The organism is Mesorhizobium sp. P2_A8 (assembly GCF_056404935.1).
The window spans coordinates 195,200-220,029 of sequence record NZ_JBFUDB010000009.1 but is presented as its reverse complement, the minus strand read 5'-3'; the positions used below and the strand labels follow the sequence as shown (position 1 = coordinate 220,029).

The window sequence follows — 24,830 nt, the reverse complement described above, 5'->3', positions numbered from 1 at the left end:
GCGGATGTTCGAGCGTCACATTGCCGATTGGGACAGCGCCTACGCCAACGGCGCGAACATCGCCGGCAGCGACCGCTGGCCGGCCGCTTGGGTCGAACCGGCGCAAGCGTTTCGTGGCGCGCTTTCGGCAGAGGGCCGGGCAAGGCTCGACATCGCCTATGGCGGGGGACGGCGCAATCGGCTCGATCTCTTCCTTCCAAGCGCCACGCCCAAGGGGCTCGTGGTGTTCATCCATGGCGGTTACTGGATGGCATTCGACAAGAGTTTCTGGTCACATCTCGCCAACGGCGCGGTCAGCAGTGGCTTTGCCGTGGCGATGCCGTCCTACACGCTGTGCCCTGAAATACGCATCGCCGGCATCGTCCAGGAGATCGGCGCGGCGATCGGCAAGGCGGCCGAAATGGTCGACGGGCCGTTGATGTTGACCGGGCATTCGGCCGGCGGCCATCTCGCCAGCCGGATGGTGACGACAACCACGCCTTTGGCGGCAGACGTGGCGCGGCGCATACGCCACGTCGTTTCGATTTCGGGTGTCCATGACCTGCGTCCGATCATGCAGACCGAGATGAACGCGACCCTGGCAATCGACGAGCCCGAGGCGCTGGCCGAAAGCCCGGCGCTGTTGCGCCCGATGGACGGTGCCCGCATCACCTGCTGGGCCGGTGGTGGTGAACGCGCCGAGTTCCTGCGCCAGAACGCGTTGCTTGCCAACATCTGGACCGGCCTTAGCGCGACGACCAGCGCCGTGGTCGAGCCAGACCAGCATCATTACAACATCATCGATGGCCTTGCCGACCCAGCGCATCCGCTGACCCGGACCTTGATCTCGGAATAGCGCAGAGATCATTTTCGTTTTTTTATGAACGGCTTGTCTGGTGGCGCTTCAGCGCAGCATCAGCACACTGCATGCTTCGCCCACAGCCGCTGCAGGGGCGAACGGCGCCCGCACCACCAGCCCGTTGGCGTCGGCCAGCATTCTCAGCATCGAGGAATCTTGGATGCCGAACGGCGTCGCCACGAGCGCGCCGTCATCTTCCCTGACCACCGCCCGCACATAGTCCTGGCGCAGGTCGTTGGCCGACATTGCAGCTCCCAATCGCGCCCGGCGTATGTCCTGGCGATGATTGCGGCCGCCGAGCCGTGCCAGCAGCGGCTTCAGGAACAAATGCGAGCAGACCAGGCTTGCCACCGGATTGCCGGGCAGGCCGATGCACCTGATGTGGCCGAGGCGGCCGAACATCAGCGGCTTGCCGGGGCGCATGGCGATCTTCCAGAAGCCGAGCGTCATGCCTTCGCCGGTCAGCACGTCGTGGATCAGGTCGTGATCGCCCACCGAGGCACCACCAAGCGTGACGATGACATCCGCGCCGGCCATGACAGCTTTCTGCACCAGCGCAGCGATGGCCTCCTTGCGGTCGGCAGCAATACCGAGATCGAGTGCGCGAGCGCCGACCGACTGTGCCGTCGCGGCGACGCCATAGGCATTGGACGAGATGATCTGGTCCGGACCGAGTTCGCTGCCCGGCGGCAACAATTCGTCGCCGGTGGCGATGATGGCGACCAGAGGCCGTTTCACCACGTTGACCCGGGGATGGTTGGCCGATGCCGCCAGCGACAATGCCGCAGGGTCGAGCACGCGGCCTTTTTCCAGCAGGACGTCGCCTTTCGAAAAGTCGAGGCCGATGCTGCGGATGTTGCGCCACTTCGTCGTCGGTTCGGTCACTTCGATGTCGCCGCCGCCGAGGTCGCGGACATTCTCCTGGATGACGATGGTGTCGGCTCCGTCAGGCAGCGGCGCACCGGTGAAGATGCGCACGGCCTGTGCCTTGCCGACCGTGCCGTCAAAGCCGCGCCCAGCCGGCGCCATGCCGATCACCGAAAGTCTCGATGGCGCCGACGTCACATCCGTGGCGTGGGCCGCGTAGCCATCCATGGCTGAGGCGTTGAAGGGCGGCTGAGTACGCAGGGCGACGACCGGCTCGGCCAGCACCCGGTCCACCGCCTCGAGGAGCGGAACGCTTTCACCGGCCAGCGGCGTAGCGCCTTCCAGCAGGCGTTCGAGCGCCTCCGCGACGGGAACCAGCGCCATCAGGCGCGCGCCTTGTAGTCACCCGACTTGCCGCCGGTCTTTTCGACCAGCCGGATGCCGGAGATGACCATGGCTCGGTCCACCGCCTTGGCCATGTCGTAGATGGTCAGGCAGGCCACGGAAGCAGCGGTCAGTGCTTCCATCTCGACGCCCGTCTTGCCGGTGACACGTGCCAGCGCGGTGACTTTCAGGCCCGGCAAAGCGTGATCCGGTTCGATGTCGACGGAAACCTTGGTCAGAAGCAGCGGATGGCAGAGCGGAATCAATTCATGCGCCTTCTTTGCCGCCATGATGCCGGCGATGCGCGCGGTGCCGAGCACATCGCCCTTCTTGGCATTGCCGGCGAGGATCATGGTCAGCGTCTCGGGCTGCATCGCGACAAAACCCTCGGCAATCGCCGTGCGCGTCGACTCCGTCTTGTCGCCGACATCGACCATGTTGGCCTCGCCCTGCGTGCCGAGATGGGTGAGGGCGGCCGTCATCGTCAGATCGCCTCGACCGGTGCCTTGCCCGTCAGAAGCAGGCGCGTCGCCGTGGTGACGTCCTGTTGCCGCATCAGGCTCTCGCCGACAAGGAAGGTGCCGATGTCGCTCTTCTGCAATCTGAGGCAATCGTCATGCGTGAAGATACCGCTCTCGCTGACCAGCAGGCGGTCGGCCGGCACCATCGACGCCAGCCGCCCGGAGGTTTCGAGGCTGGTCTCGAATGTTCTGAGATTGCGGTTGTTGATGCCGATCAGCCGCGAAGACAGCTTTAGCGCGCGCTGCGTCTCGGCTTCGTCATGCACTTCGACCAGCGCATCCATGCCAAGTTCGAACGCCGTCGATTCGAGGTCGCGGGCCAAGGCGTCGTCGACGCTCGCCATGATGATTAGGATGGCGTCCGCGCCCCAGGCGCGGGCTTCGTAGACTTGGTACGGGTCGAACAGAAAATCCTTGCGCAAAGCCGGCAGGGCGACGGCGGCTCGCGCTCTGGTGAGAAATTCGGGCGCGCCCTGGAAAGATGGCGCGTCCGTCAGTACCGAAAGACAGGCGGCGCCGCCTTCAGCGTAGGCTTGCGCCAATGCCGGCGGATCGAAATCGGCACGGATCAGGCCTTTGGACGGGCTTGCCTTCTTGATCTCGGCGATCAGCGCGAAGGCGCCGGATTTGCGCTTCGCCTCGAGCGCGGCAAGAAAGCCGCGTGGTGCGTCGGCATCTTTTGCCCGCGCCTTGATTTCGGCAAGTGGCACGCGTGCCATTGCCACCGCGATCTCGTCGCGCTTGTAGGCCTCGATCTTGCGAAGAATGTCAGACACGCTCTATCCGTTCGAAATCTCGACCAGCCTGTCGAGCACCTGCAGCGCCCGGCCGCTGTCGATGGCTTGCGCCGCTGCCGCGATGCCGTCGCCAAGCGTCGTCGCCTTGCCGGCCACGACCAGTCCGGCGCCGGCATTCATCAGCACGGTGTCGCGATAGGCGCCGGCAGCCCCGCCCAGCATATCGCGCAAGGCCTTGGCGTTGTACGCCGCGTCGCCGCCGCGCAACTCGTCCTTGGTGTGGCGCGCCAACCCAACCGCTTCGGGGGTCAGCGTGAAGCTGCGGATCTCGCCGCCGATCAGTTCGGCGACATGTGTTTCGCCGGTGGTGGTGATCTCGTCATAGCCGTCGCCATGAGCGACCCACGCATGCTCCGCGCCCAGCGCCTTCAGCGCCTCGGCCACCGGCAGGATCCATTCCGGCAGGAACACACCGACCAACTGCCGCCTGACGCCAGCCGGATTGATGAGCGGGCCGAGCAGGTTGAAGATGGTGCGGGTGCCAAGCTCGACGCGGGTCGGGCCGACATGCTTCATCGCCGGATGGTGCGCGGGCGCGAACATGAAGCCGACCCCCGCCTCATGGATGCAGCGGCCGATGAATTCGGGCGAGATGTCGATCTTGACCCCGAGCGCACCCAGCACGTCGGCGGCGCCGGTCAGCGACGACAGACCGCGATTGCCATGCTTGGCGACCGGCACCCCACTGCCGGCGATGACGAACGCCGACCCCGTCGAAATGTTGACGCTGTGGGAATTGTCACCGCCCGTGCCGACGATATCGATGGCGCCGGCCGGTGCGTCGACGCGCAGCATCTTGGCGCGCATGGTTGCAACGGCGCCGGAAATCTCGCTCACCGTCTCGCCGCGCACGCGCAGCGCCATCAGGAAGCCGCCGATCTGGCCGGGCGTTGCGTCACCCGACATGATGATGTCGAAGGCCTCGCGTGCTTCCTCGAAGGAAAGCGCGCTTCCGGTCGCGACCTTGGCGATATGGGTTTTCAGCGCGCTCATCTTGTCGAGGCTTGGGCAACGGCGGCCTGGTCGATGCGAACGTCGTATTGCGTCTGCAGTTGTGCCACCAGTTGGTCGAGCAGATCATCCGACATGCCGGAGGTGAAGGATTTCTGCGCGTCGTCCGGCACCGAACTGGCATCGGCCCCGGCGGGCTCGAACACTTCGGCGATCTTGTACAGGATCTGTCCGTCGCCGGTGGGAGAGGGGATCAGGCCGGTGCCGCCTTCGCCGACACCGAACATCGCCGCCGCACCCTCCTTGCCGAAATCGACGTCGTCAGCCTCGCGTTTGACGCCGCGCTTGGTCTGCTTCTCCAGCTTCAATTCGCCGGCGATGACGTCGAGCGTGACACCGGCCTTGAGCCGCTTCTCGAGCTCGTCAGCCTTGGCGGCGAGCCGCTTGGTCGTCTCGGCAGCCGTCCAGTCGGCGACGACTTTCTGACGAACCTCGTCCAGTGTCCGGTCTCGGGCCGGCGTGATGGAAGCCACCTCATAGAAAACGAAGCCGTTGTCCGCCGTGGTCAAGGCGTCGTTTTCCGTCTTGGGTTCGGCGTCGAAGACAGCCTTGATCAATTCCGGCGATTGCGGCAGGTCCTTCACGATGGTCGCGTCGGGCCGCAGCCCGCTGCGATCGATGGCGTCGATGGTGACAACCTTCAGCTTCAGCTTGGTGGCGGCGTCGGCCAGAGAACCGCCGGCGGCGCGGGTGTCTTCGTAATTGTCACGCACATCCAGAAGAATGCGGCTTGCCTCGCCCAGCGCCAGATCCTTGCGGATCTGGTCGGACGCTTCGGCCAGCGGCTTCACGACTTCGGGCTTGATTTCGGTGACGCGCAGCAGCACCGGACCGAAGGCGCCCTGCACAACCTGGCTGACTTCATTGGCATTGAGTTTGAAGGCCGCGTCGGCGACGGCCTTGTCAGCGATCTTGTCCTTGGCCAGCGTGCCGAGCAGCGTGTCGGCCTGGGTCTTGCCTTCCGCCGTGACCAGCTTGTCGAAGGTGGCGCCGGCCTTGAGCGAATCGAGCGCCGCCTTGGCCGCGTCTGGCGTCTTGAACACAAGCTGCTCGATGGTGCGCAGCTCCGGCGTCGTGTAGCGCGCCTTGTTCTTGTTGTAGTCGTCGTTGACCTGTTGGTCGGTGACGGCGGTCGTATCCATGATGTCGACCGGTTCGAGCCTGACATAAGAGAATTTGCGGTATTCGGGCGCCGCATATGTCTTCTTGTTTGTGTCGAAATAGGTCGAGAGCACGCTGTCGGACGGCGCCTGGATCGGCTCGACCAGTGCCTTGGGCAGCGTCAAATAGTCGATGGTGCGGTCTTCGCCGCGATAGAGCGCGACCGCCTTGAAGAAAGTGTCCGGCGCCTTGAGGCCATCCGAGACCGCCTCGACGATTTGCTGGCGCACCGCCACCTGGGCACGGTTCTTCAGATAATCCTCAGGCCGCATGCCGATCTGCTGCAACATATATTCGAAGGTTCGCCTGTCGAACTGGCCGCCAGGGCCCTTGAAGGCCGGATCTTCGCGCGTCAACTCGGCCAGCCGGTCCTTGGAGAGGCCGAGGCCCAGCTTGCGGGCCTGTTCGTCGAGGACGGCTCCCGAGACGAGCTGCGCCAGCACCTGGTTGTCGATGCCGAGCGCCTTTGCCTGTTCGTGGGTGAGACGCTGGCCGAACTGCTGCGACATGACGGCGAGCTGGCGATCATAAGCCAAGCGATATTCGTTGAGCGACACCTTGGTGCCGCCGGCGGTTATGACCGAATCGTGGCCCGCGAAGCCACCCATCACCCGCCCGGAAATGCCCCAGGCGAGGAAACTCACAACTAGCAGCGAAAGCAGCGTTTTCGCGACCCAGGTTCCTGCCGCGTCTCTCAATATACCAAGCATGGACAATTCCGATTTATGCGCATTTTCGCGTGCGCCGAGTCTGAAACAAGCGCAATAGCGCCCTTCCGGGCCACTGTCGATTGCTTTGTGGCCTGATTTTGGTAGTGAGGGCCAAAGCCGAATATTGCCCGGAGAAGCAAACCCATGACGCCAGGAATTCGCCCACTCGTTGCCGGCAACTGGAAAATGAATGGCACCAGCGCCTCGCTCAATGAGCTCAGGATGATCGGTAATGGCTTCATGAGCGGGCTCGACGCGGAGACCGAAGCGCTGGTCTGCGTCCCAGCAACCCTGCTTGCGCACGCGACGGAAATTCTGTCACGCACGCCGGTCCATGCCGGTGGCGAGGATTGCCACACCAAGGAAAGCGGCGCCTACACCGGCTGCATCTCGGCGGAAATGCTGAAGGATGCGGGTGCGAGCCATGTCATCGTCGGCCATTCCGAATGCCGCGAGCAAGCAGGCGAGGATGACGCGACGGTCCAGGCCAAGGCCTCCGCCGCCTGGCGCGCCGGGCTTGTGGCCATCATTTGCATCGGCGAAACGCAGGAACAGCGTGAAGCGGGCGCCACGCTCGACGTGCTGTCACGGCAGATCGCCGGATCTGTGCCACCAAGCGCCACCCCGTCCAACTCAATCATCGCCTATGAGCCGGTATGGGCAATCGGCACCGGCCTGACGCCGACTGCGGCCGATGTGGCCGAAGCACACGCGCATATCCGCGAAAAGCTCTCGGAAAAGCTCGGCAGCGTTGCGGCCAAGATGCGCATTCTCTATGGCGGCTCGGTCAAACCATCCAACGCTGTCGAACTGCTCGGCGTAAAGAATGTCGACGGCGCGCTGGTCGGCGGCGCCAGCCTGAAAGCGGCGGACTTCCTTGCTATCGCCGAGGCTTATCGCAACATCGCCTAGGGGCAGACGGCGCCGGAAATCGTTGCAAAGGGAGCGTTGCTTCCCATATTCCGGCCACGGGCTTGGAAATGCCGTCAAAGCATTGTATTGAGCCGCCTCCAATTCACCGGTCGTGTCCGCGGCCGGGCAAGGCCTTGCCAGGATAAACTATGGAAACCGTACTGATCGTCATCCATCTCATGGTTGTGCTCGCCCTTGTTGGCGTGGTGCTGCTGCAGCGCTCCGAAGGCGGCGGCCTGGGCATCGGGGGCGGCTCGGGCTTCATGACCGCGCGCGGTGCGGCCAATGCGCTAACGCGTGCGACGGCGATCCTGGCGGCCGCCTTCTTCGCCACCTCGCTGACGCTGTCGATCGTCGCCCGCTACGGCGAGAAGCCGATCGACATCCTTGACCGTGTGCCCGCGACATCGGACGGCGCCGGCAAGGGCGTGCTCAACCAATTGCCCGGGACGACCACCCCGGCGCCTGCCGGCAATGCCACGCCGACGCCGCCGTCCGGCAATGACGCCGCCGCAAAGCCTCCGGCGACGGCGCCTGCCGCCGGTTCGACTCAGCCGGCGGCAAACGGCACCACTCCCGCTGCACCGGCGACCCCGCAGGTCCCGAACCAGTAGTCTCCAACGCCTGAAGCCGCGACCTGTTGTCGTTTGAACACAGTCGCGGCAAATGCGGCACGATCACGAAGATTCGAGTGGGTGCGGCGCGGCCTCGCGCTTGAGGCATCCGCGCTTATTCGACTATAGATTGCGCGCGGCATTTCCGGCGCCCTTGGGGGGCGCTGGGCGACGCCGTGGGCAACAGCATAGAACGATCGGATCTTCGCCATGCAGCTTCGCAGCTTCATTTTCCTGGGACTTTGCGCCGCACTCGGCATGAGTTCCCCGGCTTTCGCCGGTGTGCCGGCCAATATGGCCGTATCGGCTGACAAAACCAGTGCCATCAACGTCGCCGTCAAGAGTGATTCGGCGCAATTGAAGCTTCTCAAGAAGAAGAAGAACCCGACACCCGACGATCTCGCCCAGATCAAGAAGATCGAGGCCAAGATCGTTGCCGACAAGGAAGCCGCCAAGGCCAAGGCGCTCGAAGCCAGAAAGCTGGCAATGCGCGAAGCGGCGAAGGCCAAGGCCGACGCGGAACGGCAGGCGTTCCTCGCCAAGCGGGGCAAGAGCGCAACCGAAGTGGCTGACGCCAAGCCGGCCAAGAAGGCTGCCAAGGTCTTTGAGCCAATCGAACCGATCGAACCGATCCAGTCGGCTGAGTCGCTCCCGGCCGAAGCGATGAATGTCGCGTTGACCGGCAACAACGGCGAGCTGCGCAGCGAAGTCGTCGGCCAGAAGCAGGCGAGCGGCGGTCTGTTCGCTGGCCTCTTCGGCGGCACCTCCTCTTCTTCGATTTCATATCTCCCCGAGACGCGTGTGCTGGACCAGGCGCTCGCCAAGAAGGAAGCCAAGAAGCAGTTCAAGGTGAAGCCGGAGTTCGTCCCGCAGGACGTGGAATTCACCGGTTACGATGCGGGCACCATTGTCATCGACACCAGCGCCCGCCGCCTCTATCTCGTCGAATCGTCTTCCACCGCTCGCCGCTACGCCATTGCGGTCGGCCGCGAGGGCCTGCAGTTCAAGGGCACGGTTGCGGTCGGCGACAAGCAGGAATGGCCGCGCTGGATCCCGACGCTGGACATGCAGAAGCGCGAGCCGAAGCACTATGGCCAGTACAAGGACGGCATGCCTGGCGGCGGTCAGAACCCGCTCGGCGCGCGCGCCATCTATCTCTATGACGGCAAGAAGGACACGCATCTGCGCATCCACGGCACCATCGCGCCGCAATCGATCGGAACCAGCGCCTCTAACGGCTGCTTCCGCATGATCAACGAGCACGTCATGGACCTCTACAGCCGCGTCAGGGTAGGCACCAAGGTCGTCATCATCTGACGCCTGCGTCCCTCATGCCGAAAGGGCCGGCCTTGCCGGCCCTTTTGTTTTGCCTTGCCTCTAAGCGCGTCGCGTTGAAACGGAAACAGTCGACGCGCTTTAGATCTTCGTTTCATGCATGTCGTTGTCCCAAAACCGCTGCACACTTTTGGGCGACATGCATAGGACATCACGCCTTTTTGGGAAAAAACCTTCGCGGCGGTTTTTTCTCTGGCGGAATCAATCCGGCCGCGTTAAGCGATGACTCCCATGGCGCGATATGTATTCATCACAGGCGGCGTGGTTTCCTCACTTGGAAAAGGCATTGCCGCAGCGGCCCTTGGGGCTCTCTTGCAGGCGCGAGGCTATCGCGCGCGCATCAAAAAACTCGACCCCTATCTCAATGTCGATCCGGGCACGATGTCGCCGTACCAGCATGGCGAGGTTTTCGTCACCGATGACGGCGCCGAGACCGATCTCGATCTTGGCCATTACGAGCGCTTTACAGGGCGCTCGGCCAATCAGCAGGACAACATCACCACCGGCCGCATCTACAAGAACATCATCGAGCGCGAGCGGCGCGGCGATTATCTTGGTGCCACCGTGCAGGTCATCCCGCACGTTACCGACGAGATCAAGAATTTCGTCCTTAATGGCAATGACGACTATGATTTCGTGCTGTGCGAGATCGGCGGCACGGTCGGCGACATCGAGGCGATGCCGTTCCTCGAGGCGATCCGCCAGCTTGGCAATGACTTGCCGCGCAACAACGCCGTCTACGTGCATCTGACGCTGATGCCCTACATTCCGACGGCGGGTGAGCTGAAAACCAAGCCGACCCAACATTCGGTCAAGGAATTGCGTGGCATCGGCATCGCGCCCGACATCCTGCTGGTTCGCGCCGATCGCGCCATCCCCAAGGAAGAGCGCCGAAAGCTGTCGCTGTTCTGCAACGTCAGGGAAAGCGCGGTAATCCAGGCGCTGGACGTGCCGCACATCTACGACGTGCCGATGGCCTACCACAAGGAAGGGCTCGATTCGGAAGTGCTTGCCGCTTTCGGCATCGATCCGGCGCCGAAGCCGCGCATGGAGCCCTGGCAGGCGGTGTCCAACCGCATCCACAATCCGGAAGGCGAGGTCACCATCGCCGTGGTCGGCAAATATACCGGCCTCAAGGACGCCTACAAATCGTTGATCGAGGCGCTTTCGCATGGCGGCTTGGCCAACCACGTCAAGGTCAAGCTCGACTGGATCGAATCGGAGATCTTCGAAAAGGAAGATCCGACGCCCTGGTTGGAAAAGGTCCATGGCATCCTGGTTCCCGGTGGCTTTGGCGAGCGCGGCTCCGAGGGCAAGATCCTGGCGGCGAAGTTCGCGCGTGAACGCAAGGTGCCGTATTTCGGCATCTGCTTCGGCATGCAGATGGCGTGCATCGAGGCCGCGCGGTCGCTGGCCGGCGTCGAGCACGCCTCATCGACCGAATTCGGCCCAACCGAGGAACCGGTGGTCGGCCTGATGACCGAATGGCTGAAGGGCAACATGCTGGAGAAGCGTCGGGAAACCGGCGATCTCGGCGGCACGATGCGGCTCGGCGCCTATCAGGCCGATCTCGCCAAGGGTTCCAAGATCGCCGAGATCTATGGCGATACGCAGATTTCCGAGCGCCATCGCCACCGCTACGAGGTCAATGTCGACTACAAGGAGCGGCTTGAGGATTGCGGCCTGGTGTTTGCCGGCATGTCGCCCGATGGGGTGCTGCCGGAAACGGTCGAATACCCCGATCATCCCTGGTTCATCGGCGTCCAGTATCACCCGGAACTGAAAAGCCGGCCGCTCGACCCGCATCCGCTGTTCGCCAGTTTCATCGAGGCGGCGGTGGAGCAGAGCCGGCTGGTGTAGCGACCACTGGCTGGCAGGGCGATGCAGACCTATGTCGCGCTTCTCTACAGCATCATCCTAGGGCAGGGGCGGCGGGTGGTCATGGCCGACCTCAAGGCGATGGCCGAAGACCTCGGCCTGAAGAATGTTCGCACCTTGGTGGCGACCGGCAATCTCGTCTTCGAGACGTCGGCAACGGCCATCGCCGATCTGGAGCAACGGTTGGAAGCAGCCTTCGGCCGGCATGTCGAGATCATCGTGCGCGGTGCCGAGGAGTGGCTGACGCTTGCCGCCGGCAATCCGTTCCTGGGCGAGTCCATCGAAGCCGGCGACCAGGTCGCGGTGCGCGTGATGCGCCAGCCCGCGCCCATGGATGCTGTCGCGGCGCTCCAGGCCTATGCCGCCGAGGACGAAAAGGTGCTGTCGGTCGGCGGCGACATATGGGTTGCCTTTTCACGCGAGAGGCCAAGTTCGCGGCTGCTTGCGGCAACCAACCACAAGCGTCTGGGCATCGGGACGTCGCGCAACTGGAACACGGTGCGCAAACTGGCCGAGATGGTCAGCGCATAAAATTGGGGGCGGCATTGCGCCGCCCCCCATAATGCCTGTCAGGCCTTCGCGGTCTTGGCGCCGGCACCGAGTGCCGCGGTGCGCAGCACGTAGTAGATGATGCCGGCGATGGCGACGCCGAAGAACCAGCCATAGACGCCCCACCAGGACGGCAGCCAGTTGGTGAAGTTGGGCAGGATCGACGAGAAGATGGCGCCGATGCCGGCGGCGATGAAGGCATTGACGTGCCAGCCGCCCTGGAAGCGGAATTCGCCGTCCTCGCGATAAAGCGCTTCGACGTCGACCTCACCTTTGCGGATCAGATAATAGTCGACCATCATCACCCCGAAGATCGGTCCCATCGTCGCGCCGATGATGTTGACGAAGGAGGCGGCGCTGCCTTCCCACGGCGCGAAGGGATAGAGCACGAGCGCAATCAGCGCCGCGATATAGCCGCCCTTCTTGAAGTCGATCTGCCTTGGAAAGACGTTGGAGAAGTCGAAGGCCGGCGACACGAAGTTGGCGACGACGTTGATGCCAAGCGTCGCCACGGCGAAGGTCAGGGCCGCAAGGGCCGCCAGGAACCAGCTGTCGAATTTCGCCGAGATCTGGTCGGGGTGCAGCAGCACCTCGTGATAGACGTCATAGGCGGCAATGGTGGTGACCCCGGCGACCAGCGAGAACAGGATGAGGTTGACCGGCAGGCCCCAGATGTTGCCCTTGCGCAGCGATGCCTGATCGGGCGCATAGCGGGCGAAATCGCAGAAGTTGAGATAGAGCGCCGAGAAATAGGTTACCCAGATCGCGGCCACCGCAAACAGCGCGGTCCACGAACCCGGCGTGCCCGGCACGCCCGCATCCTTGGTCTTCTCCAACAGCACGTCCATCGGGATGTCGCTGGTGAAGGCGAAGGTTCCGGATTTGACGCACAGGTAAATCGCCAGGATCAGCATCATCACCCAGACCGCCGGACCAGCCCAGTCCTGGAAGCGGCGCACTGTTTCCATACCGCGCTGGATGATCAGCAGCTGCAGCGCCCAGATGACGACAAAGCAGATCACTTCCAGGCCCGAATGACCTAGGAAATGCGTGTTGGCGTTGAAATCGGCGAACCATTGCGAGCGGATCAAGAGCGCCACGATGGCGCCGGAGGCGGCGGCAGTCTGCGCGCCGTACCAGAAGCACGCGACGATGGCGCGCACCAGCGCCGGTATGTTGGCGCCCCAGATGCCGAAAGAGGCGCGGGCAAGCACGGGGTAGGGCACGCCGGTCTTCACGCCGGCATAGCCGACCATGTTCATCAGCGCATAGATGATCAGCGAACCGATGCCGATGGCGATGATGAAGTTGACGAAGCCGCCGCAGAAAAGGAACAAGCTGGCGGCCAGGTAGTAGCCCCAGAGGCTGTGAACGTCCGACGTCCAGACGTTGAAGATCGAGAATGGTCCCCAGTTTCGAACTTTGGCCGGAGCCAGATCCTCATTGTACAGATCAGGTGATGCGCCTTGTATCGTCATTAAAATGTCCTCCCCTTGATTGCCCGCGCGCCGCCGCGCGTTGGCCCCGCAAGGTAAGCCTGACGCAGGGGAACCGACAAGCAATCCATTTGCCGGCTTTGGCCTTAAAGATATTCAATGAGAACCGCGATTATCGATCGAACGCGATGGTGGGCCGCTTTGCATTTGTCGGTCGAGTGATTCGAATTTCGGCCTCTCGCGATTTTTCAAAATTCCGCTTCTTGCACGGAACCAACCTGCGGATGGAGCGTTTCATTGGGTTCGATCGTGCAGCGGTCGACCGGGAGGAAACAATGGATTATCTGCATTTCTTTTCGCCCGTGCGGATTTCGCGCGGGCAGGGACACCCTGCTGAAGAAATCGATAGTGTTGCCGAGGCCATGGTGTTCTTGCGGAAATGGCCGACGGGACGGCGCGGTCCGGTCTATCACTGCGCGCTGAATTGCTGCTCGGCCGCCTTGTCGGGCCAGATGTCGGCCGAGGAAGCAAGGAAAGCGTTTACAGGCTTTGCCCGCATTACGCGCCTTCTCGACGATGACATGGCGTTGCCGCTCGGCGGCGAAGGCGAAGCCAAGGTGTATGCGCTGAGGCGGTAAGCGCCTGTTCTGTTGATGATCTCACAAGGTCTCGCACCGTGGCGGCGCGGGCCTTGTTTTGGTGCGCTCCGAGATGACGGGCGTCGAAGTTCGTCCACATCGCATCGGACGCTTGCCTCAAGTGACGGAATAACGGTCGATCACCCAAAGCCAGCTGCCATCGCCTTGCCGCCGGGCAACCTCGCTGGTCACTTCGCCATCGGGGAGCCGGGTCGATGTGAGCGCAAGATCGCCGCATAGGAGGGCGGGACGCTGCTGTCCCACCGCAAACTTTCGTCCTGACGCGACAATCTCGACACAGTAGCCGCGAATGGCCTCCTTGCCGCGCAGCAAATTTCCGCCTCCACAGTCGATCACCGCGTCGGGTTCGAACAGAGCCGTCATGCCATCGACATCGCCCGCGTGCTGTCGCGAAACCAGCAGGGGCTCCAGATGCTGGGGATCGTAAACAGGTTTTCTCCCGGCTGGATCGTTCATGCTGACCTCCGCTGGTCTTGCGAACGCAATCCTAGTGCAGGCCGGCCGGATATGTCCGTGGCAAGTCGGAGAATGTTCTGGGTCAGCAAGCACGGCCATGCCGTGCAGTCGACACGTGACGAAGGCGTCACGTTGTGGCATACGATCATGCGCCAGGAACGACCCGGAATTGGTTTTGACGAAAGAAGCCGCGAAATATCAAGAACATAGGCTTGCCATTGCCCCAATGATGGATGGGGTAGATAGATAAGTAATATCAGATAGTTGCGGGATGCCGTGTGCAAAAATCGCACACGAAAATTCTGCTTCTCTTCCTTTTTCGTTCCCACGACGGAGCGGCCGAGAGCCCTATTCGGACGCTCTTTTGCCGACGAGATTGACCGTTCCATTGCGCACGTTCGCTGCGATGTCCGTGACCCTTATTGTCCATGCGGCGTCCAATTTGCCTGGGGTTCATGGAAGCTTTTCGAACCTTCTGCCTTGCGCCTCCAGCCGAATTGCGCGCGCTTATGAAAGAAGTTGGCGGGTCTGGATCCGCAGTGGTGCAAACTTGATCGCAGCGCTTATTCGGGGGTTCGTGTCGGAAGAGCGCCTTTCCCGACGTTCAGATGATCTGCGTTATCTTGCGGGTAAGCCGCTCAGTCGTTGCCGATCTCAGGGGCCGCTGAGACGATCAATGCGTTCGTCCCGTTAAGCCAACAGGGTGCGCAAAGCGTACTCCCTTGCCGCCGCCGTCACTGCGTTCATGATCTCCAATCACCTCGACCCCCGCTGCCCTGAATGCGCTGATGACTTTCATCAGTGTGTCGGCGACATCCCGCACATCACCCGCACAGGCTTCCATGCGTTGAATGGTCGACAACGAAACTCCTGCACGTTCAGCCAGGGTCTTCTGGTCAATTCCAAGCAGCGCCCGGGCTGCGCGCATCTGCGAGGCGGTAATCATCCTTGAATCTCCGGATCTGCGAATTTCCCCTCGCGCAAGCATTGATCGATCGACGGTCGCCGTCCGATGCCTTGGATGGAAGGCTGGTCCAAAAGTGACAGCATCGACATTCAACCAGGGAGCACCAGTCGTTGCATTCCCCCCTCGATCAAGGCGAGCAGGCCCTTCAGAATTTCGATTGGGGGCGGCGGGCAGCCTGGAATATGCAGATCGACAGGCAGCACCTCCGACACGCCGCCCACGACGGCATAGCTGCCAGCGAAACAGCCGCCGTTCCTGGCGCAGTCGCCGAGTGCGACTACCCATTTGGGGTTGGGTGTCGCATCCCAGGTCCTCTTCAATGCCTCGCGCATGTTCTTAGTGACCGGCCCTGTGACAAGCAGCACATCGGCATGGCGCGGCGACGCGACGAAACGGAATCCAAAGCGCTCGATGTCGTAGAAAGCGTTGTTGAGCGCGTGCATTTCGAGTTCACAACCGTTGCAGGAACCGGCGTCGACCGCCCGGATCGACAGGCTACGTCCCAGCCGTTTGCGAGCGGCACCATCAAGGGCGTTGGCGAGTTCGTCGATCGCGGCTTCGCGTGCCAAGGGTGGGCGCTCGGTGAGCGGGGGTCGTATCAGGCTTTCGAAGAGAAGCTTGCGCATGATGGCGTGCCTTTAGAGATCATGGCCGGAATAGGAGCAGTTGAACGACTTGTTGCAGAGCGGAAAGTCGGCAACGATGTTGCCTTCGATCGCCGCTTCAAGAAGCGGCCATTGAAACCATGACGGGTCACGCAAGTGGCAGCGCTCGACCAGGCCGCCTTCGCCAATGCGCAGCCAGGCGAGGATGTCGCCGCGGAATCCTTCGACCAGCGCCATACCTTCACGCGGGCCGTTCGTAGGGGGGACATTGGCGCGCGCCGCGGGGCCACCCGGCAGCCGTTGCAGGATTTGTTCGACCAGCGACAAGCTCTGCTGGACTTCGCGAATGCGGATCCAGACGCGGGCATTCACGTCTCCCTCCTCAAGGACAGGTACGTCGAAAGTGAGTTCGTCGTAAGGGGGGTAGCCGGGACTGCGCCGCGCATCGAAGTGACGGCCGGAGGCGCGGCCGACATAGCCGCCGGCTGCATATTGCCGGGCAAGCTCCACCTTGAGTCGGCCGGTTCCGACGGTGCGGTCCTGCAGCGAGGCGGTGTTGTCGTAGAGTTCAATCAGGCGAGGAAAGCGTTGCCTGATCTCCGCGATCACCGACCGAACCGCGCGCTCTCCCTCTTCGCGCAGGTTGCTTGCCACCCCTCCAGGCACGATGCAATCGCGCATCAAACGATGGCCGAAGGCGGCATCGCTGGCGCGCAGAACGCGTTCGCGCAGCACGCCGCAATGGGCGTGCATCAGTGCGAAGGCCGCGTCATTGCAGATGGCGCCGATATCGCCGAGATGGTTGGCAAGCCGCTCCAGCTCGGCCATCAGTGCCCGCAGCCAGAGGGCACGCGGCGGGACCTCGACACCGAGCGCCGCTTCGACCGCGCGGGCAAAGGCAAGCGAATAGGCCACTGTGCTGTCGCCAGAGGTCCTGCCTGCCAGTCCGGCGGCGCGATCGACGGGCGAACCCGCCATCAGGCCTTCTATGCCCTTGTGAACATAGCCGAGACGCTCTTCCAGCCGCACCACCGTTTCGCCGCTTGCGGTGAATCGGAAATGCCCAGGCTCGATGATGCCGGCATGCACGGGTCCGACCGGAATCTGGTGGAGGCCATCGCCTTCCGCGCCAAGGAAGCGGTAGGAAGACGCCGCGGCTGGAGGCTGTGGCCGCGTCGCCAGGGGATGGCTGCCCCCCCAATGGCCATGGTCAAGCCAGCGACGGGTATCGGGAAGCCCCTGCGGCAGCAACCCGAAAAGGTCAGCGGCAGCACGCTCAAGCCGCAAAGCGGGCGGATGCCGCTGGCCGACCGATGGGTAGCGGCCGCCAGGGCATTGCAGACTAATGACGCCGATGTCGCGAACCTCGTCGAGAAGCGCCATGTGGACGGTGTTCGGCTCCCCCCAGAGGCCGAGCAGGCTCCAGCGGCCCTCAGCGAGTTGCTCGACGGCAAGGCTCCAGATTTTCGGGGCCACCACGGCGCGCCTCGAAGGCGCGTGATGTTCGACAGGACGGCCGGCCTCGATGAGGTCGACCAGCGCCGGCATGCTTCTTTTGCTCATCCGCTTCATCCCAGAATGGCCGCGACATGCTGGAACCACGTGACCAGGGGCGATGGCAGATATACGCCGGCGCCAAATACCAACGCCAGATGGGAATACATCGGCACGTAGGATGCCTCGACGGGCGCGGTGCCGCCGCGCGGCTCGCCGAAGGCGACGCCGGTCAGCCGCAGCAGCAGGGCGCCGAAGGCGAGCAGAAGCCCGAACACCAACGGGATCGCCAGAAGCGGTTGCCTGGCAAAAGTCGAACTCACGACCAGGAATTCGCTCATGAAGATGCCGAGCGGCGGCAGGCCGGCGATGGCGACGACACCGATGACCAGCGCCCAGCCAAGCCCGGGATGGCTTTCCGTCAGCCCTCTTATGTCGGCGATCTTTTGCGTCCCCTTGACCTGCGCGATGTGGCCGACCGCAAAGAAGATCGCCGACTTGGTCAGGCTGTGCATGACCATATGCAGCAGGCCGGCAAAGTTCGCGAGCGGACCACCCATGCCGAAAGCAAAGACGATGATGCCCATATGTTCGATCGAAGAGTAGGCGAACAGGCGTTTGATGTCGCGGCGGCGGTAGAGCATGAAGGCGGCGAAGATGAGGGAGGTGAGCCCCATCGTGACCATCAACGGTCCCGGGGGTATCGCCTGCGGGCTTGCGGCCAGCAACAGCTTGAAGCGCAGCACGGCGTAGAGCGCGACATTCAGCAGCAAGCCCGACAGCACCGCGGAAATCGGCGTTGGGCCTTCCGCATGCGCGTCGGGCAGCCAGGCATGCAAGGGGGCAAGGCCGACCTTGGTGCCGTAGCCGAGCAGCAGAAAGACGAAGGCGACATTGAGCAAAGCCGGGTCGAAGCGGGCGGCATGTTCGATCAGCACTGTCCAGACCATGGCATTCGTACCCTCGCCGACGACCGGTTGGGCGGCCATGTAGACGAGGATGGTGCCGAAGAGGGCGAGCGCAATGCCGACACTACCCAGGATGAAATATTTCCAGGCCGCCTCCAGCGCTTCATGGGTGCGATAGATGCCGACCATGAGCACGGTGGTCAGCGTGGCAAGCTCCACCGCCACCCACATCAGACCGATGTTGTTCGACACGAATGCCAGGTTCATGCCGAACATCATGACCTGGTACATGGCGTGGTAAAATCGCAAGTTCGTTGCGGTCAGCCGGCCGGTGTCCAACTCGTGCGCAATGTAGGAGGCGCTGAACACACTGGTGGTGAAACCGACGAATGTGTTGAGCACGATGAAAACGATGTTGAGATCGTCGACCAGCAGATACTGCCCCGGCTGCGGCCGGTCGGTGACAAGAAGCGACAGCGCGGCAAGCAAGGTCAGGAAGCTGGCGACGACATTCAGGCGTGCCGTCACCCGATAGTTCGGTAGCACGGCCATGAGTGCCGCAGCCGCTGGCGGTATCAGCAAAATGGCGGCCACCGCATCGAAGGAAACCCCAGTCAACGGCGTTCTCCCCGATAGTCGTCGAGCGCACCAACATCCACCGAGTCGAACCTTTCGCGGATGCGGAACAGGAAGACGCCGATGACGATGAAGGCGATCAGGATCGAGAAGGCGACGCTGATCTCGACGACCAGCGGCATGCCCTTGGCGCCCGTGGCGGCCAGCACCAGGCCGTTCTCGAGCGACATGAAGCCGACAACCTGGCTGACGGCATTTCGGCGGGTGACCATCACCAGCAGCCCCAGCAGAATGATTGACAGCGCGAAGGCCAGATCCTCGCGCGCCAGCGGATCGGCCTCAGGGGTGACCCGCAACATCAGGACCATGGAGAGCGTCACCAGACCAATTCCCGCCAGCATGGTCGGACCGATGCCGACTGCGGTCTCGATGTCGCGATGGATGCCGAGCCGCTGAATGATGCGATGAAGCCCGACGGGAATGACGATCGCCTTGAACACGAGGGCGATCGCGGCGGTCACGTAGAGATGATGGGCGTCCTGGATGTAGGCCTGCCAGGCCACGGACAGAGCGAGGACGACCGCATGCAATGCAAACACGTTGATCAGTGCAAAGAGGCGATCCTGATACAACATCATGAAACTGACCAGCACCAGGCCGCCGGCAAGCAGATGAGCGATGTCGAAGGTGAGACCGTTCATCAAAGGCTCCGTGAGACGAACAGCAAGAGTGTGCCGAGCAGGGCCAGCATGAGCGCTGCTCCCAGGAAATCCGGAACGCGGAAGACGCGCATCTTGGCGATGGCGGTTTCGAATACGGCAAGGAGAATGCCGCAGACAGCAAGCTTGCCGACATAGGCGACGACGCCCAGACCGTAGGACGCCGGCCCGGCCTGGGCAGTCACCAGTCCCCAGGGAACGAAGACGCAGGAAATCAGCGAGACATAGAGCAGCAGCTTGAGGAATGCGGCGAACTCGATCATCGCTAGATGGCGGCCGGAATACTCCAGGATCATCGCCTCATGGACCATCGTCAGTTCTAAGTGGGTCGCCGGATTGTCGACGGGTATGCGGGCGTTTTCGGCGATCGCCACCATTACGAGGGCGATGAGCGACATGCCGAGCGATACCCGCAGACCAACCTCGGGTGAACTCATGAAGGTGGCGACCGTGGAAAGTTGTGTTGCGCCGGCGACGAGCGCCAGGCTGAACACGATCAGAAGCATGGCGGGCTCGGCCAGCGAAGCGATCATGACCTCGCGGCTTGCACCGATGCCGCCGAAACTGGTGCCGACATCCATCCCTGCCAGAGCCAGGAAGAAGCGTGCGCTGCCAAGCAGCGCGACGATGGCTATCAGATCGGCGGTCCAGCTGAAGGTGAGGCCGGTTGCGAATGTCGGGATGAGCGCGGCAGCGACCCAGGTGGCGGCGAAGATCAGGTAGGGTATGACGCGAAACAGCCAGGATGCGTTGTCCGCCAGGACGACTTCCTTGCGCATAAGCCGCAACAGATCGCGGTAGGGCTGGATCAGGGGAGGTCCCTGGCGCCGCAGCAGTCTCGCCTTCACCTTGCGCACGAAGCCGGTCAGCAGCGGTGCAAGCAAAAGCACCAGCATCATCTGTGCGCCCTGGACAGCCAACTGAAGGATCAGGGCCATAGCGCGAGCACCGTGAGCAAGATGACGAGATAGAGGAAAACGAGAGTCAGATAGCGTCGAATGGTCAGGAACTGCAGGCGGTTCAGCCTCAGGGTTGCAAAATCGATGGCGCCAGCGATCGGCTGATAAAAAGCCTCCCAGACCACATCGTGCATTTCGACAGTCAAACGCGCCGGGCCAGTCGCGCCGGGCGGTGGCATCTCTACCGTTTCCTTGGCCCGGAACGCGAATGTGCCGAAGACGCGGCGAATGGGCTGCGCGAAGCTGACTGCCGTGTATTGCGCGGCCGGCGTAACGTCCGGGAAACCACAGCCCCAGGCGGGGGCCCGGCGGAGCGCATGCGAGGCGAAGCGGTGGATCACGACTGCCGCGAGCGATGCGGAAGCAGCGATGAAAAGGAACACCAGCAGGCCATTGTAGGAGCTGCGGCTCTCGGCGATCGGTACGATCGACAGCCATGGTTGCGCCATCTGCACCGGCATGCGGTTGCCGATGAGCGAAAGCGTTACCGGTGAAAGACCGTCTATGACGAGGCCCGGCAGAATGCCGGCAAGCAGGCAAAGTGCCGCGAGGATGAACATTGCCGCGAGCGAATAGCGATCGACCTCGTGCGCACGCTCCACCACGGCGGTCCGGGGCCGGCCGAGAAATGTAATTCCGAACGCCTTCACGAAACATGCCGCCGCCAGCGCCGCCGACAATGCCAGCAGGCCACCAACGGCAGGCACCATAACCCTCAGACCCCACTGCGGCAGGTCAGGGCTCTGCAAGATGGCCTGGAAGGCCAGCCATTCGGAGACGAAGCCGTTGAAGGGCGGAAGCGCGGAGATCGAAACACAGCCGACCAGAAAGACAAAACTGGTCAGCGGCATCCGATGGATAAGACCGCCCAGCTTCTCCATGCTCCTTTCGCCGGTCGCCGTGAGGACGGCGCCGGCACCGAAAAACAGCAGGCTCTTGAAGAAAGAATGGTTGAGAACGTGGAACAGTGCGGCGGTGAGCGCCAGTGCCGCAGCCGACGGCATCGCGTTCGCCTTGAAGGCAAGCGCGAGGCCGAGGCTTATGAAGATGACGCCGATGTTTTCGATCGTGCTGTAGGCGAGGAGCCGCTTGAGATCCTTTTCCATCAATGCATAGAGGATGCCGAGAACCGCCGTCAGGCCGCCAAGGAAAAGCACGACGACGCCTGACCACCATGCCGGCTCGCCGAGTAGGTCGAAAATAACGCGTATGAAGCCATAGACGGCGACCTTGGTCATGACGCCGCTCATCAGGGCGGAGACATGGCTCGGCGCCGCCGGATGCGCGAGCGGCAGCCAGACATGGAGAGGGACGAGGCCGGCCTTGGAGCCGGCGCCGAGCAGCATGAGGGCGAGGACGGCGGCAGCGATGAACCGGCTTGGCTCGGCGGCCCGCATTGCGTCGAATGTATAGGTTCCAGCGGGTCCGGCGAGCAGACCGAAAGCCAGTAGCAGCGCCAGCGTGCCGAAGCTCGCCATCACCAGATAGATGTAACCGGCCCGCGTGTTGTCCTGGTCGCGATGGTGCGCCATGACGAGCGCCCACGAGGCGAGCGACATGAACTCCCAGGACAGCAGGAAGGTGAAGGCATCGTCCGCCAGCACGACGAGGTTCATGCCGGCGAGGAACGCCGGGAAGAACGGCAGCACCCGGTGCGGTGCGGCCTCATGGCGGCCGTAGCCCAGTCCGTAGAGGCTGGCGAGCGCACCGCCGAGGTTGACGACGACGAGAAAACAGGTCGAGAGCGCATCCAGACGGAAGTGAGCACCGATCCATGGCAGTCCAAGTGGCAGCGTGATCGTTGAGACGCCGGCAGGATCGCCTGCCAGCGCGCTTGTGACGATCACGAACAGGGCGGCCGAGATGCCAAGCGTTGCGCCATAGACCAGACGTGTCGCCGAACCACGCCGGCTGACCGCGACAGCCCCTATGGCGGTTCCCAGAAGCGCGGCGACGCCCCACAAGGGAAGGGCAACCATCGGCGTCACGGCAGGCTCTCGCCGGAGCCGGTCTCCGCATCGTCGGCGCCGGAAATCCTGGCTGGGTTGAAGCCCACCTTGAGCCGCACCCCACGCCCGCCAGCCTGGCTGGTCGCACCTTCCCCGATCAACTCGATGCCGGCGGTCTCAAGCGCTGCGATCAATTTCATCAGGGAATCGACATTACCCCGGATCATCCACTCGCTGGCTTCCATGCGCTGAATTGTCGGCACCGAAAGGCCGGACAATTCGGCAAGTCTGCGCTGATCGATGCCGAGCAGCGCCCTGGCGGCGCGCAACTGCGGAGCAGTTATCACAAATCGCCCCTTTTTCAGCTTTGAGACATAAGCTCTACACGTTGCAGCATACATTGAAATGCGCTATAGTCAATAAATGATGTTTTAGATATCATCTTTAGGTGTCAGCCGTTCATGGCTGGCTATCCCAGGCAGACGACGCAAACCGGGGCGCGTACCTTGAAGGACCTCAGCCCTCAGAAGCCGTCCTCAAGATCAAGACCATGCTTGGTTGAACCGCAGGATTTGGAACCCTGGCTACGATGGCTAAATCATGATCCGGATAGCAAAATATCACAGTGATTTCGGCAATATCGAAGTTCTTCGCGCGAAGGACACCGGCTCGTTCATCTATCGGCAGGGTGGCTGCTACCAAAGCGAGTGCGACCCAGATGGCGTAAGTGTGGTGCCTTACATACACGCGATCTTTGGCCTTCTCGCGCAAATGCAAGCATCGGATGTATTGATGATCGGTTGCGGCGGCGGCAGCCTGGGCACCATGTTGGACAGAGCCGGCGTGCACGTGACAATAGTTGACATCAATCCAAGCGCCTTCCGGATCGCTCACAAGTATTTCGGACTTCCTCGCGAGGTCGATTGTCATGTTGCTGACGGGCGCAATTTCCTGCGTGCCGACCGGCATCGCTACGACGCAATTGTCCTCGATGCGTATTCTGGAAGACGCATTCCAGATCACCTATGCGCCGAGACATTTTTCGGCCTTGTTCAGACACGCCTGAAAAATGCTTCCGGCTGTTTGTTCGCCAATGTTCATGCGGGCCATGACCTTGATCTGATGCCCGATCGCGTCGCCGCAAAATTGAACAATGTCTGGGCTGACGTAAGGCTGCTAGATGTTCGCGGCATGTCGGATCGCAACGCGATTGTCATGGCCGGCAAGGTGCGCAATCTCGTACAACCAGCCTTGCACATGCCACCTTCGATCGGAGCGGATGAGATCGCGCGAGACCTAAGTCTATTGGCGTTCAGGCCTTGGCTTTTGCGCCGCTGAAAAGCATGACGGCTGGGGATCATCTGATGCGACAACCAGAAGGCTTCCCGCGTAGCGTCAAATGGGTGCGGGTTTAGAGTGGTAGCGGAAGAGCGCTACCGCCTTCCCCCCGCTCATTGAACCGCCAGTTCAGGCTCCGTTCCTACGCCTGAGCGATTTTTGCCATCTAACTACGGGGTCAGAAACTCGAATCCCTTCGAAGTCCCCGGGATCGATGAAGCTGCGAACTACGAGCTCCCTATTGAGGGGCCGCATTTGCGCTGGGTCAAAGCTCGTTGCGTCCATTGTGACTACAAGATGTTGCGAACGATGGTCATTCGGCCTTTGCAGCAATGGAGGCGATTCTGATGCAACTGATGGCATCCCTGTCCTTGGCGACTTATCCAGACACGAATTCCGCGAAAATCGCGGCGAACGCGGTCGCTCTTGTCAAGCAGATCGACGCGGCGCTGCATGCCGTTGCCATCGACGTCGACATTCCCGACGTTTCGAACGCGCTTTCAAGTTATTTGCTGGACCTTCCCTACAAGATACAAGAAGCCGAGGCGACCAGTCGCAAGCGCGGTAAAGTTCTGCTCGAGGCAATTAACCAAGAGGCCGCCCGCGCCGGTGTGACCCTCACCACGCAGGAATTGACAGCACCACCGGCCTTGATGGGCGATGTTGCCGCGAAGCACTCCCGCTATTTCGATGTCTGTCTGGTCGGCTGGGCGCCGGACAATCAGACGGCGCGGATGCTAGCCGAGGCGATATTGTTCGGCTCGGGTCGACCGACCCTGCTTCTTCCCGACTCCACGGACGTCGGGGTGCTTGGACATGTCGTTATCGCCTGGGACGGCAGCAGAGTGGCCGCACGGGCAGTTGCCGACGCGCGAGCGTTTCTTGAACGTGCCTCGATGGTCACCGTTGTGACCGTGACCGACGAAAAGCCGCTTCCGGGACAAGGCATCGGCGAACGCCTTGCACTGGGCTTGAGGACGCGTGGTCTGGTGGCGGAGGCTGCCTCTATCCAGGCAGGGGACAGTTCAATCGGAACAGCGCTACAGGAGCATGCTCTCAAGATCGGCGGCAACCTGCTCGTCATGGGCGGATACGGCCACTCCCGCGTCAGGGACTTCGTACTTGGCGGTGCCACCGAAGGCATTCTCGCGGATCTGCGCCTGCCTGTCCTCCTGTCGCATTAGGTC

General features: G+C 62.4%; 24 protein-coding genes. 9 read left to right on the top strand and 15 right to left on the bottom strand.

Annotated elements, in window-relative coordinates:
* Positions 1–4: 4 nt before the first annotated feature.
* The gene (locus AC1D10_RS26205; protein ID WP_477277032.1) at positions 5–835 is read left to right on the top strand and encodes an alpha/beta hydrolase; all 831 of its coding nucleotides are present in this window, start codon (positions 5–7) and stop codon (positions 833–835) included.
* A gap of 48 nt (positions 836–883) precedes the next feature.
* On the opposite strand, the gene AC1D10_RS26200 is transcribed toward AC1D10_RS26205, so the two are convergent.
* From AC1D10_RS26200 to AC1D10_RS26180, 5 genes are read right to left on the bottom strand one after another with little or no spacing between them, the layout of a single operon-like run.
* A complete protein-coding gene (locus tag AC1D10_RS26200; protein WP_477277030.1) occupies positions 884–2,089 on the bottom strand; it encodes a molybdopterin molybdotransferase MoeA in 1,206 nt (401 codons plus the stop codon).
* On the bottom strand, positions 2,089–2,571 hold the full coding sequence (moaC, locus tag AC1D10_RS26195) for a cyclic pyranopterin monophosphate synthase MoaC (RefSeq protein ID WP_477277028.1): 483 nt from the start codon (positions 2,569–2,571) through the stop codon (positions 2,089–2,091). The genes AC1D10_RS26200 and moaC overlap by 1 nt, the downstream gene beginning before the upstream one ends.
* A gap of 2 nt (positions 2,572–2,573) precedes the next feature.
* Positions 2,574–3,386 (bottom strand): indole-3-glycerol phosphate synthase TrpC, encoded by an 813-nt coding sequence (trpC, locus tag AC1D10_RS26190; protein WP_477277026.1) that lies wholly within the window; start codon positions 3,384–3,386, stop codon positions 2,574–2,576.
* Between the two features lie 3 nt (positions 3,387–3,389).
* The gene (gene trpD / locus AC1D10_RS26185) at positions 3,390–4,400 is read right to left on the bottom strand and encodes an anthranilate phosphoribosyltransferase (RefSeq protein WP_477277024.1); all 1,011 of its coding nucleotides are present in this window, start codon (positions 4,398–4,400) and stop codon (positions 3,390–3,392) included.
* On the bottom strand, positions 4,397–6,289 hold the full coding sequence (locus AC1D10_RS26180; protein WP_477277022.1) for a SurA N-terminal domain-containing protein: 1,893 nt from the start codon (positions 6,287–6,289) through the stop codon (positions 4,397–4,399). Before AC1D10_RS26180 ends, trpD begins: the two co-directional genes overlap by 4 nt.
* A gap of 144 nt (positions 6,290–6,433) precedes the next feature.
* Between AC1D10_RS26180 and tpiA the strand changes: the two genes are divergently transcribed.
* From tpiA to AC1D10_RS26155, 5 genes are all read left to right on the top strand, one after another.
* On the top strand, positions 6,434–7,201 hold the full coding sequence (gene tpiA, locus AC1D10_RS26175) for a triose-phosphate isomerase (protein WP_477277020.1): 768 nt from the start codon (positions 6,434–6,436) through the stop codon (positions 7,199–7,201).
* 149 nt (positions 7,202–7,350) lie between these two features.
* Entirely contained in the window at positions 7,351–7,815 is a 465-nt protein-coding gene (gene secG / locus AC1D10_RS26170; protein WP_477277018.1) for a preprotein translocase subunit SecG, read from the top strand.
* Positions 7,816–8,025: 210 nt separating this feature from the next.
* Positions 8,026–9,132, top strand: a complete 1,107-nt coding sequence (locus tag AC1D10_RS26165) for a L,D-transpeptidase (RefSeq protein WP_477277016.1) — start codon at positions 8,026–8,028, stop codon at positions 9,130–9,132.
* Positions 9,133–9,372: 240 nt separating this feature from the next.
* Complete coding sequence (locus AC1D10_RS26160; protein WP_095081390.1) at positions 9,373–11,010, top strand: CTP synthase; 1,638 nt, start codon at positions 9,373–9,375, stop codon at positions 11,008–11,010.
* Positions 11,011–11,031: 21 nt separating this feature from the next.
* Positions 11,032–11,559, top strand: coding sequence for a DUF1697 domain-containing protein (locus AC1D10_RS26155; RefSeq protein ID WP_477277013.1), 528 nt, complete (start codon positions 11,032–11,034; stop codon positions 11,557–11,559).
* Between the two features lie 38 nt (positions 11,560–11,597).
* Here AC1D10_RS26155 and AC1D10_RS26150 read toward each other — a convergent pair whose 3' ends face one another.
* Positions 11,598–13,055 carry an NCS1 family nucleobase:cation symporter-1 gene (locus AC1D10_RS26150; RefSeq protein WP_379104478.1) on the bottom strand — a complete coding sequence of 486 codons (1,458 nt, stop codon included), beginning with the start codon at positions 13,053–13,055 and terminating at the stop codon, positions 11,598–11,600.
* Here AC1D10_RS26150 and AC1D10_RS26145 point away from each other — a divergent pair.
* On the top strand, positions 13,037–13,651 hold the full coding sequence (locus AC1D10_RS26145) for a DUF982 domain-containing protein (protein ID WP_477277011.1): 615 nt from the start codon (positions 13,037–13,039) through the stop codon (positions 13,649–13,651). The two genes, AC1D10_RS26150 and AC1D10_RS26145, sit on opposite strands and share 19 nt — an antisense overlap.
* A gap of 117 nt (positions 13,652–13,768) precedes the next feature.
* Here the strand turns inward: AC1D10_RS26145 and AC1D10_RS26140 are convergent, their stop codons facing one another.
* The 9 genes from AC1D10_RS26140 to AC1D10_RS26100 form a co-directional block, all read right to left on the bottom strand.
* Entirely contained in the window at positions 13,769–14,128 is a 360-nt protein-coding gene (locus tag AC1D10_RS26140; RefSeq protein ID WP_477277009.1) for a YybH family protein, read from the bottom strand.
* 673 nt (positions 14,129–14,801) lie between these two features.
* Entirely contained in the window at positions 14,802–15,074 is a 273-nt protein-coding gene (locus AC1D10_RS26135; RefSeq protein ID WP_436249329.1) for a helix-turn-helix domain-containing protein, read from the bottom strand.
* A gap of 110 nt (positions 15,075–15,184) precedes the next feature.
* The gene (locus AC1D10_RS26130; RefSeq protein WP_436249330.1) at positions 15,185–15,721 is read right to left on the bottom strand and encodes an NADH-quinone oxidoreductase subunit B family protein; all 537 of its coding nucleotides are present in this window, start codon (positions 15,719–15,721) and stop codon (positions 15,185–15,187) included.
* A gap of 12 nt (positions 15,722–15,733) precedes the next feature.
* Positions 15,734–17,248 carry a hydrogenase large subunit gene (locus tag AC1D10_RS26125; protein WP_436249980.1) on the bottom strand — a complete coding sequence of 505 codons (1,515 nt, stop codon included), beginning with the start codon at positions 17,246–17,248 and terminating at the stop codon, positions 15,734–15,736.
* A gap of 20 nt (positions 17,249–17,268) precedes the next feature.
* Entirely contained in the window at positions 17,269–18,720 is a 1,452-nt protein-coding gene (locus AC1D10_RS26120; RefSeq protein ID WP_477267728.1) for a hydrogenase 4 subunit F, read from the bottom strand.
* Positions 18,717–19,379, bottom strand: a complete 663-nt coding sequence (locus AC1D10_RS26115; RefSeq protein WP_006200993.1) for a hypothetical protein — start codon at positions 19,377–19,379, stop codon at positions 18,717–18,719. The genes AC1D10_RS26120 and AC1D10_RS26115 overlap by 4 nt, the downstream gene beginning before the upstream one ends.
* Positions 19,379–20,335 (bottom strand): respiratory chain complex I subunit 1 family protein, encoded by a 957-nt coding sequence (locus AC1D10_RS26110; RefSeq protein ID WP_477267729.1) that lies wholly within the window; start codon positions 20,333–20,335, stop codon positions 19,379–19,381. Before AC1D10_RS26110 ends, AC1D10_RS26115 begins: the two co-directional genes overlap by 1 nt.
* The gene (gene hyfB, locus AC1D10_RS26105) at positions 20,326–22,335 is read right to left on the bottom strand and encodes a hydrogenase 4 subunit B (RefSeq protein WP_477277385.1); all 2,010 of its coding nucleotides are present in this window, start codon (positions 22,333–22,335) and stop codon (positions 20,326–20,328) included. Before hyfB ends, AC1D10_RS26110 begins: the two co-directional genes overlap by 10 nt.
* Positions 22,336–22,340: 5 nt before the next feature.
* Positions 22,341–22,652, bottom strand: coding sequence for a helix-turn-helix domain-containing protein (locus tag AC1D10_RS26100; RefSeq protein ID WP_477267731.1), 312 nt, complete (start codon positions 22,650–22,652; stop codon positions 22,341–22,343).
* Between the two features lie 253 nt (positions 22,653–22,905).
* On the opposite strand from AC1D10_RS26100, the gene AC1D10_RS26095 reads away from it, so the two are divergent.
* Both AC1D10_RS26095 and AC1D10_RS26090 read left to right on the top strand, forming a co-directional pair.
* Positions 22,906–23,643 (top strand): spermidine synthase, encoded by a 738-nt coding sequence (locus tag AC1D10_RS26095; protein ID WP_477267732.1) that lies wholly within the window; start codon positions 22,906–22,908, stop codon positions 23,641–23,643.
* 347 nt (positions 23,644–23,990) lie between these two features.
* A complete protein-coding gene (locus AC1D10_RS26090) occupies positions 23,991–24,827 on the top strand; it encodes a universal stress protein (protein ID WP_477277005.1) in 837 nt (278 codons plus the stop codon).
* Positions 24,828–24,830 lie beyond the last annotated feature (3 nt).

Excerpts from the sequence above, each read along its gene's own strand:
- AC1D10_RS26205 (WP_477277032.1), top strand. The coding sequence starts at position 5 with ATGTTCGAGCGTCACATTGCCGATTGGGACAGCGCCTACGCCAACGGC.
- AC1D10_RS26200 (WP_477277030.1), bottom strand. The coding sequence starts at position 2,089 with ATGGCGCTGGTTCCCGTCGCGGAGGCGCTCGAACGCCTGCTGGAAGGC.
- moaC (WP_477277028.1), bottom strand. The coding sequence starts at position 2,571 with ATGACGGCCGCCCTCACCCATCTCGGCACGCAGGGCGAGGCCAACATG.
- trpD (WP_477277024.1), bottom strand. The coding sequence starts at position 4,400 with ATGAGCGCGCTGAAAACCCATATCGCCAAGGTCGCGACCGGAAGCGCG.
- AC1D10_RS26180 (WP_477277022.1), bottom strand. The coding sequence starts at position 6,289 with ATGCTTGGTATATTGAGAGACGCGGCAGGAACCTGGGTCGCGAAAACG.
- tpiA (WP_477277020.1), top strand. The coding sequence starts at position 6,434 with ATGACGCCAGGAATTCGCCCACTCGTTGCCGGCAACTGGAAAATGAAT.
- secG (WP_477277018.1), top strand. The coding sequence starts at position 7,351 with ATGGAAACCGTACTGATCGTCATCCATCTCATGGTTGTGCTCGCCCTT.
- AC1D10_RS26165 (WP_477277016.1), top strand. The coding sequence starts at position 8,026 with ATGCAGCTTCGCAGCTTCATTTTCCTGGGACTTTGCGCCGCACTCGGC.
- AC1D10_RS26160 (WP_095081390.1), top strand. The coding sequence starts at position 9,373 with ATGACTCCCATGGCGCGATATGTATTCATCACAGGCGGCGTGGTTTCC.
- AC1D10_RS26155 (WP_477277013.1), top strand. The coding sequence starts at position 11,032 with ATGCAGACCTATGTCGCGCTTCTCTACAGCATCATCCTAGGGCAGGGG.
- AC1D10_RS26145 (WP_477277011.1), top strand. The coding sequence starts at position 13,037 with ATGCGCCTTGTATCGTCATTAAAATGTCCTCCCCTTGATTGCCCGCGC.
- AC1D10_RS26150 (WP_379104478.1), bottom strand. The coding sequence starts at position 13,055 with ATGACGATACAAGGCGCATCACCTGATCTGTACAATGAGGATCTGGCT.
- AC1D10_RS26140 (WP_477277009.1), bottom strand. The coding sequence starts at position 14,128 with ATGAACGATCCAGCCGGGAGAAAACCTGTTTACGATCCCCAGCATCTG.
- AC1D10_RS26135 (WP_436249329.1), bottom strand. The coding sequence starts at position 15,074 with ATGATTACCGCCTCGCAGATGCGCGCAGCCCGGGCGCTGCTTGGAATT.
- AC1D10_RS26130 (WP_436249330.1), bottom strand. The coding sequence starts at position 15,721 with ATGCGCAAGCTTCTCTTCGAAAGCCTGATACGACCCCCGCTCACCGAG.
- AC1D10_RS26125 (WP_436249980.1), bottom strand. The coding sequence starts at position 17,248 with ATGCCGGCGCTGGTCGACCTCATCGAGGCCGGCCGTCCTGTCGAACAT.
- AC1D10_RS26115 (WP_006200993.1), bottom strand. The coding sequence starts at position 19,379 with ATGAACGGTCTCACCTTCGACATCGCTCATCTGCTTGCCGGCGGCCTG.
- AC1D10_RS26110 (WP_477267729.1), bottom strand. The coding sequence starts at position 20,335 with ATGGCCCTGATCCTTCAGTTGGCTGTCCAGGGCGCACAGATGATGCTG.
- hyfB (WP_477277385.1), bottom strand. The coding sequence starts at position 22,335 with ATGGTTGCCCTTCCCTTGTGGGGCGTCGCCGCGCTTCTGGGAACCGCC.
- AC1D10_RS26095 (WP_477267732.1), top strand. The coding sequence starts at position 22,906 with ATGATCCGGATAGCAAAATATCACAGTGATTTCGGCAATATCGAAGTT.
- AC1D10_RS26090 (WP_477277005.1), top strand. The coding sequence starts at position 23,991 with ATGCAACTGATGGCATCCCTGTCCTTGGCGACTTATCCAGACACGAAT.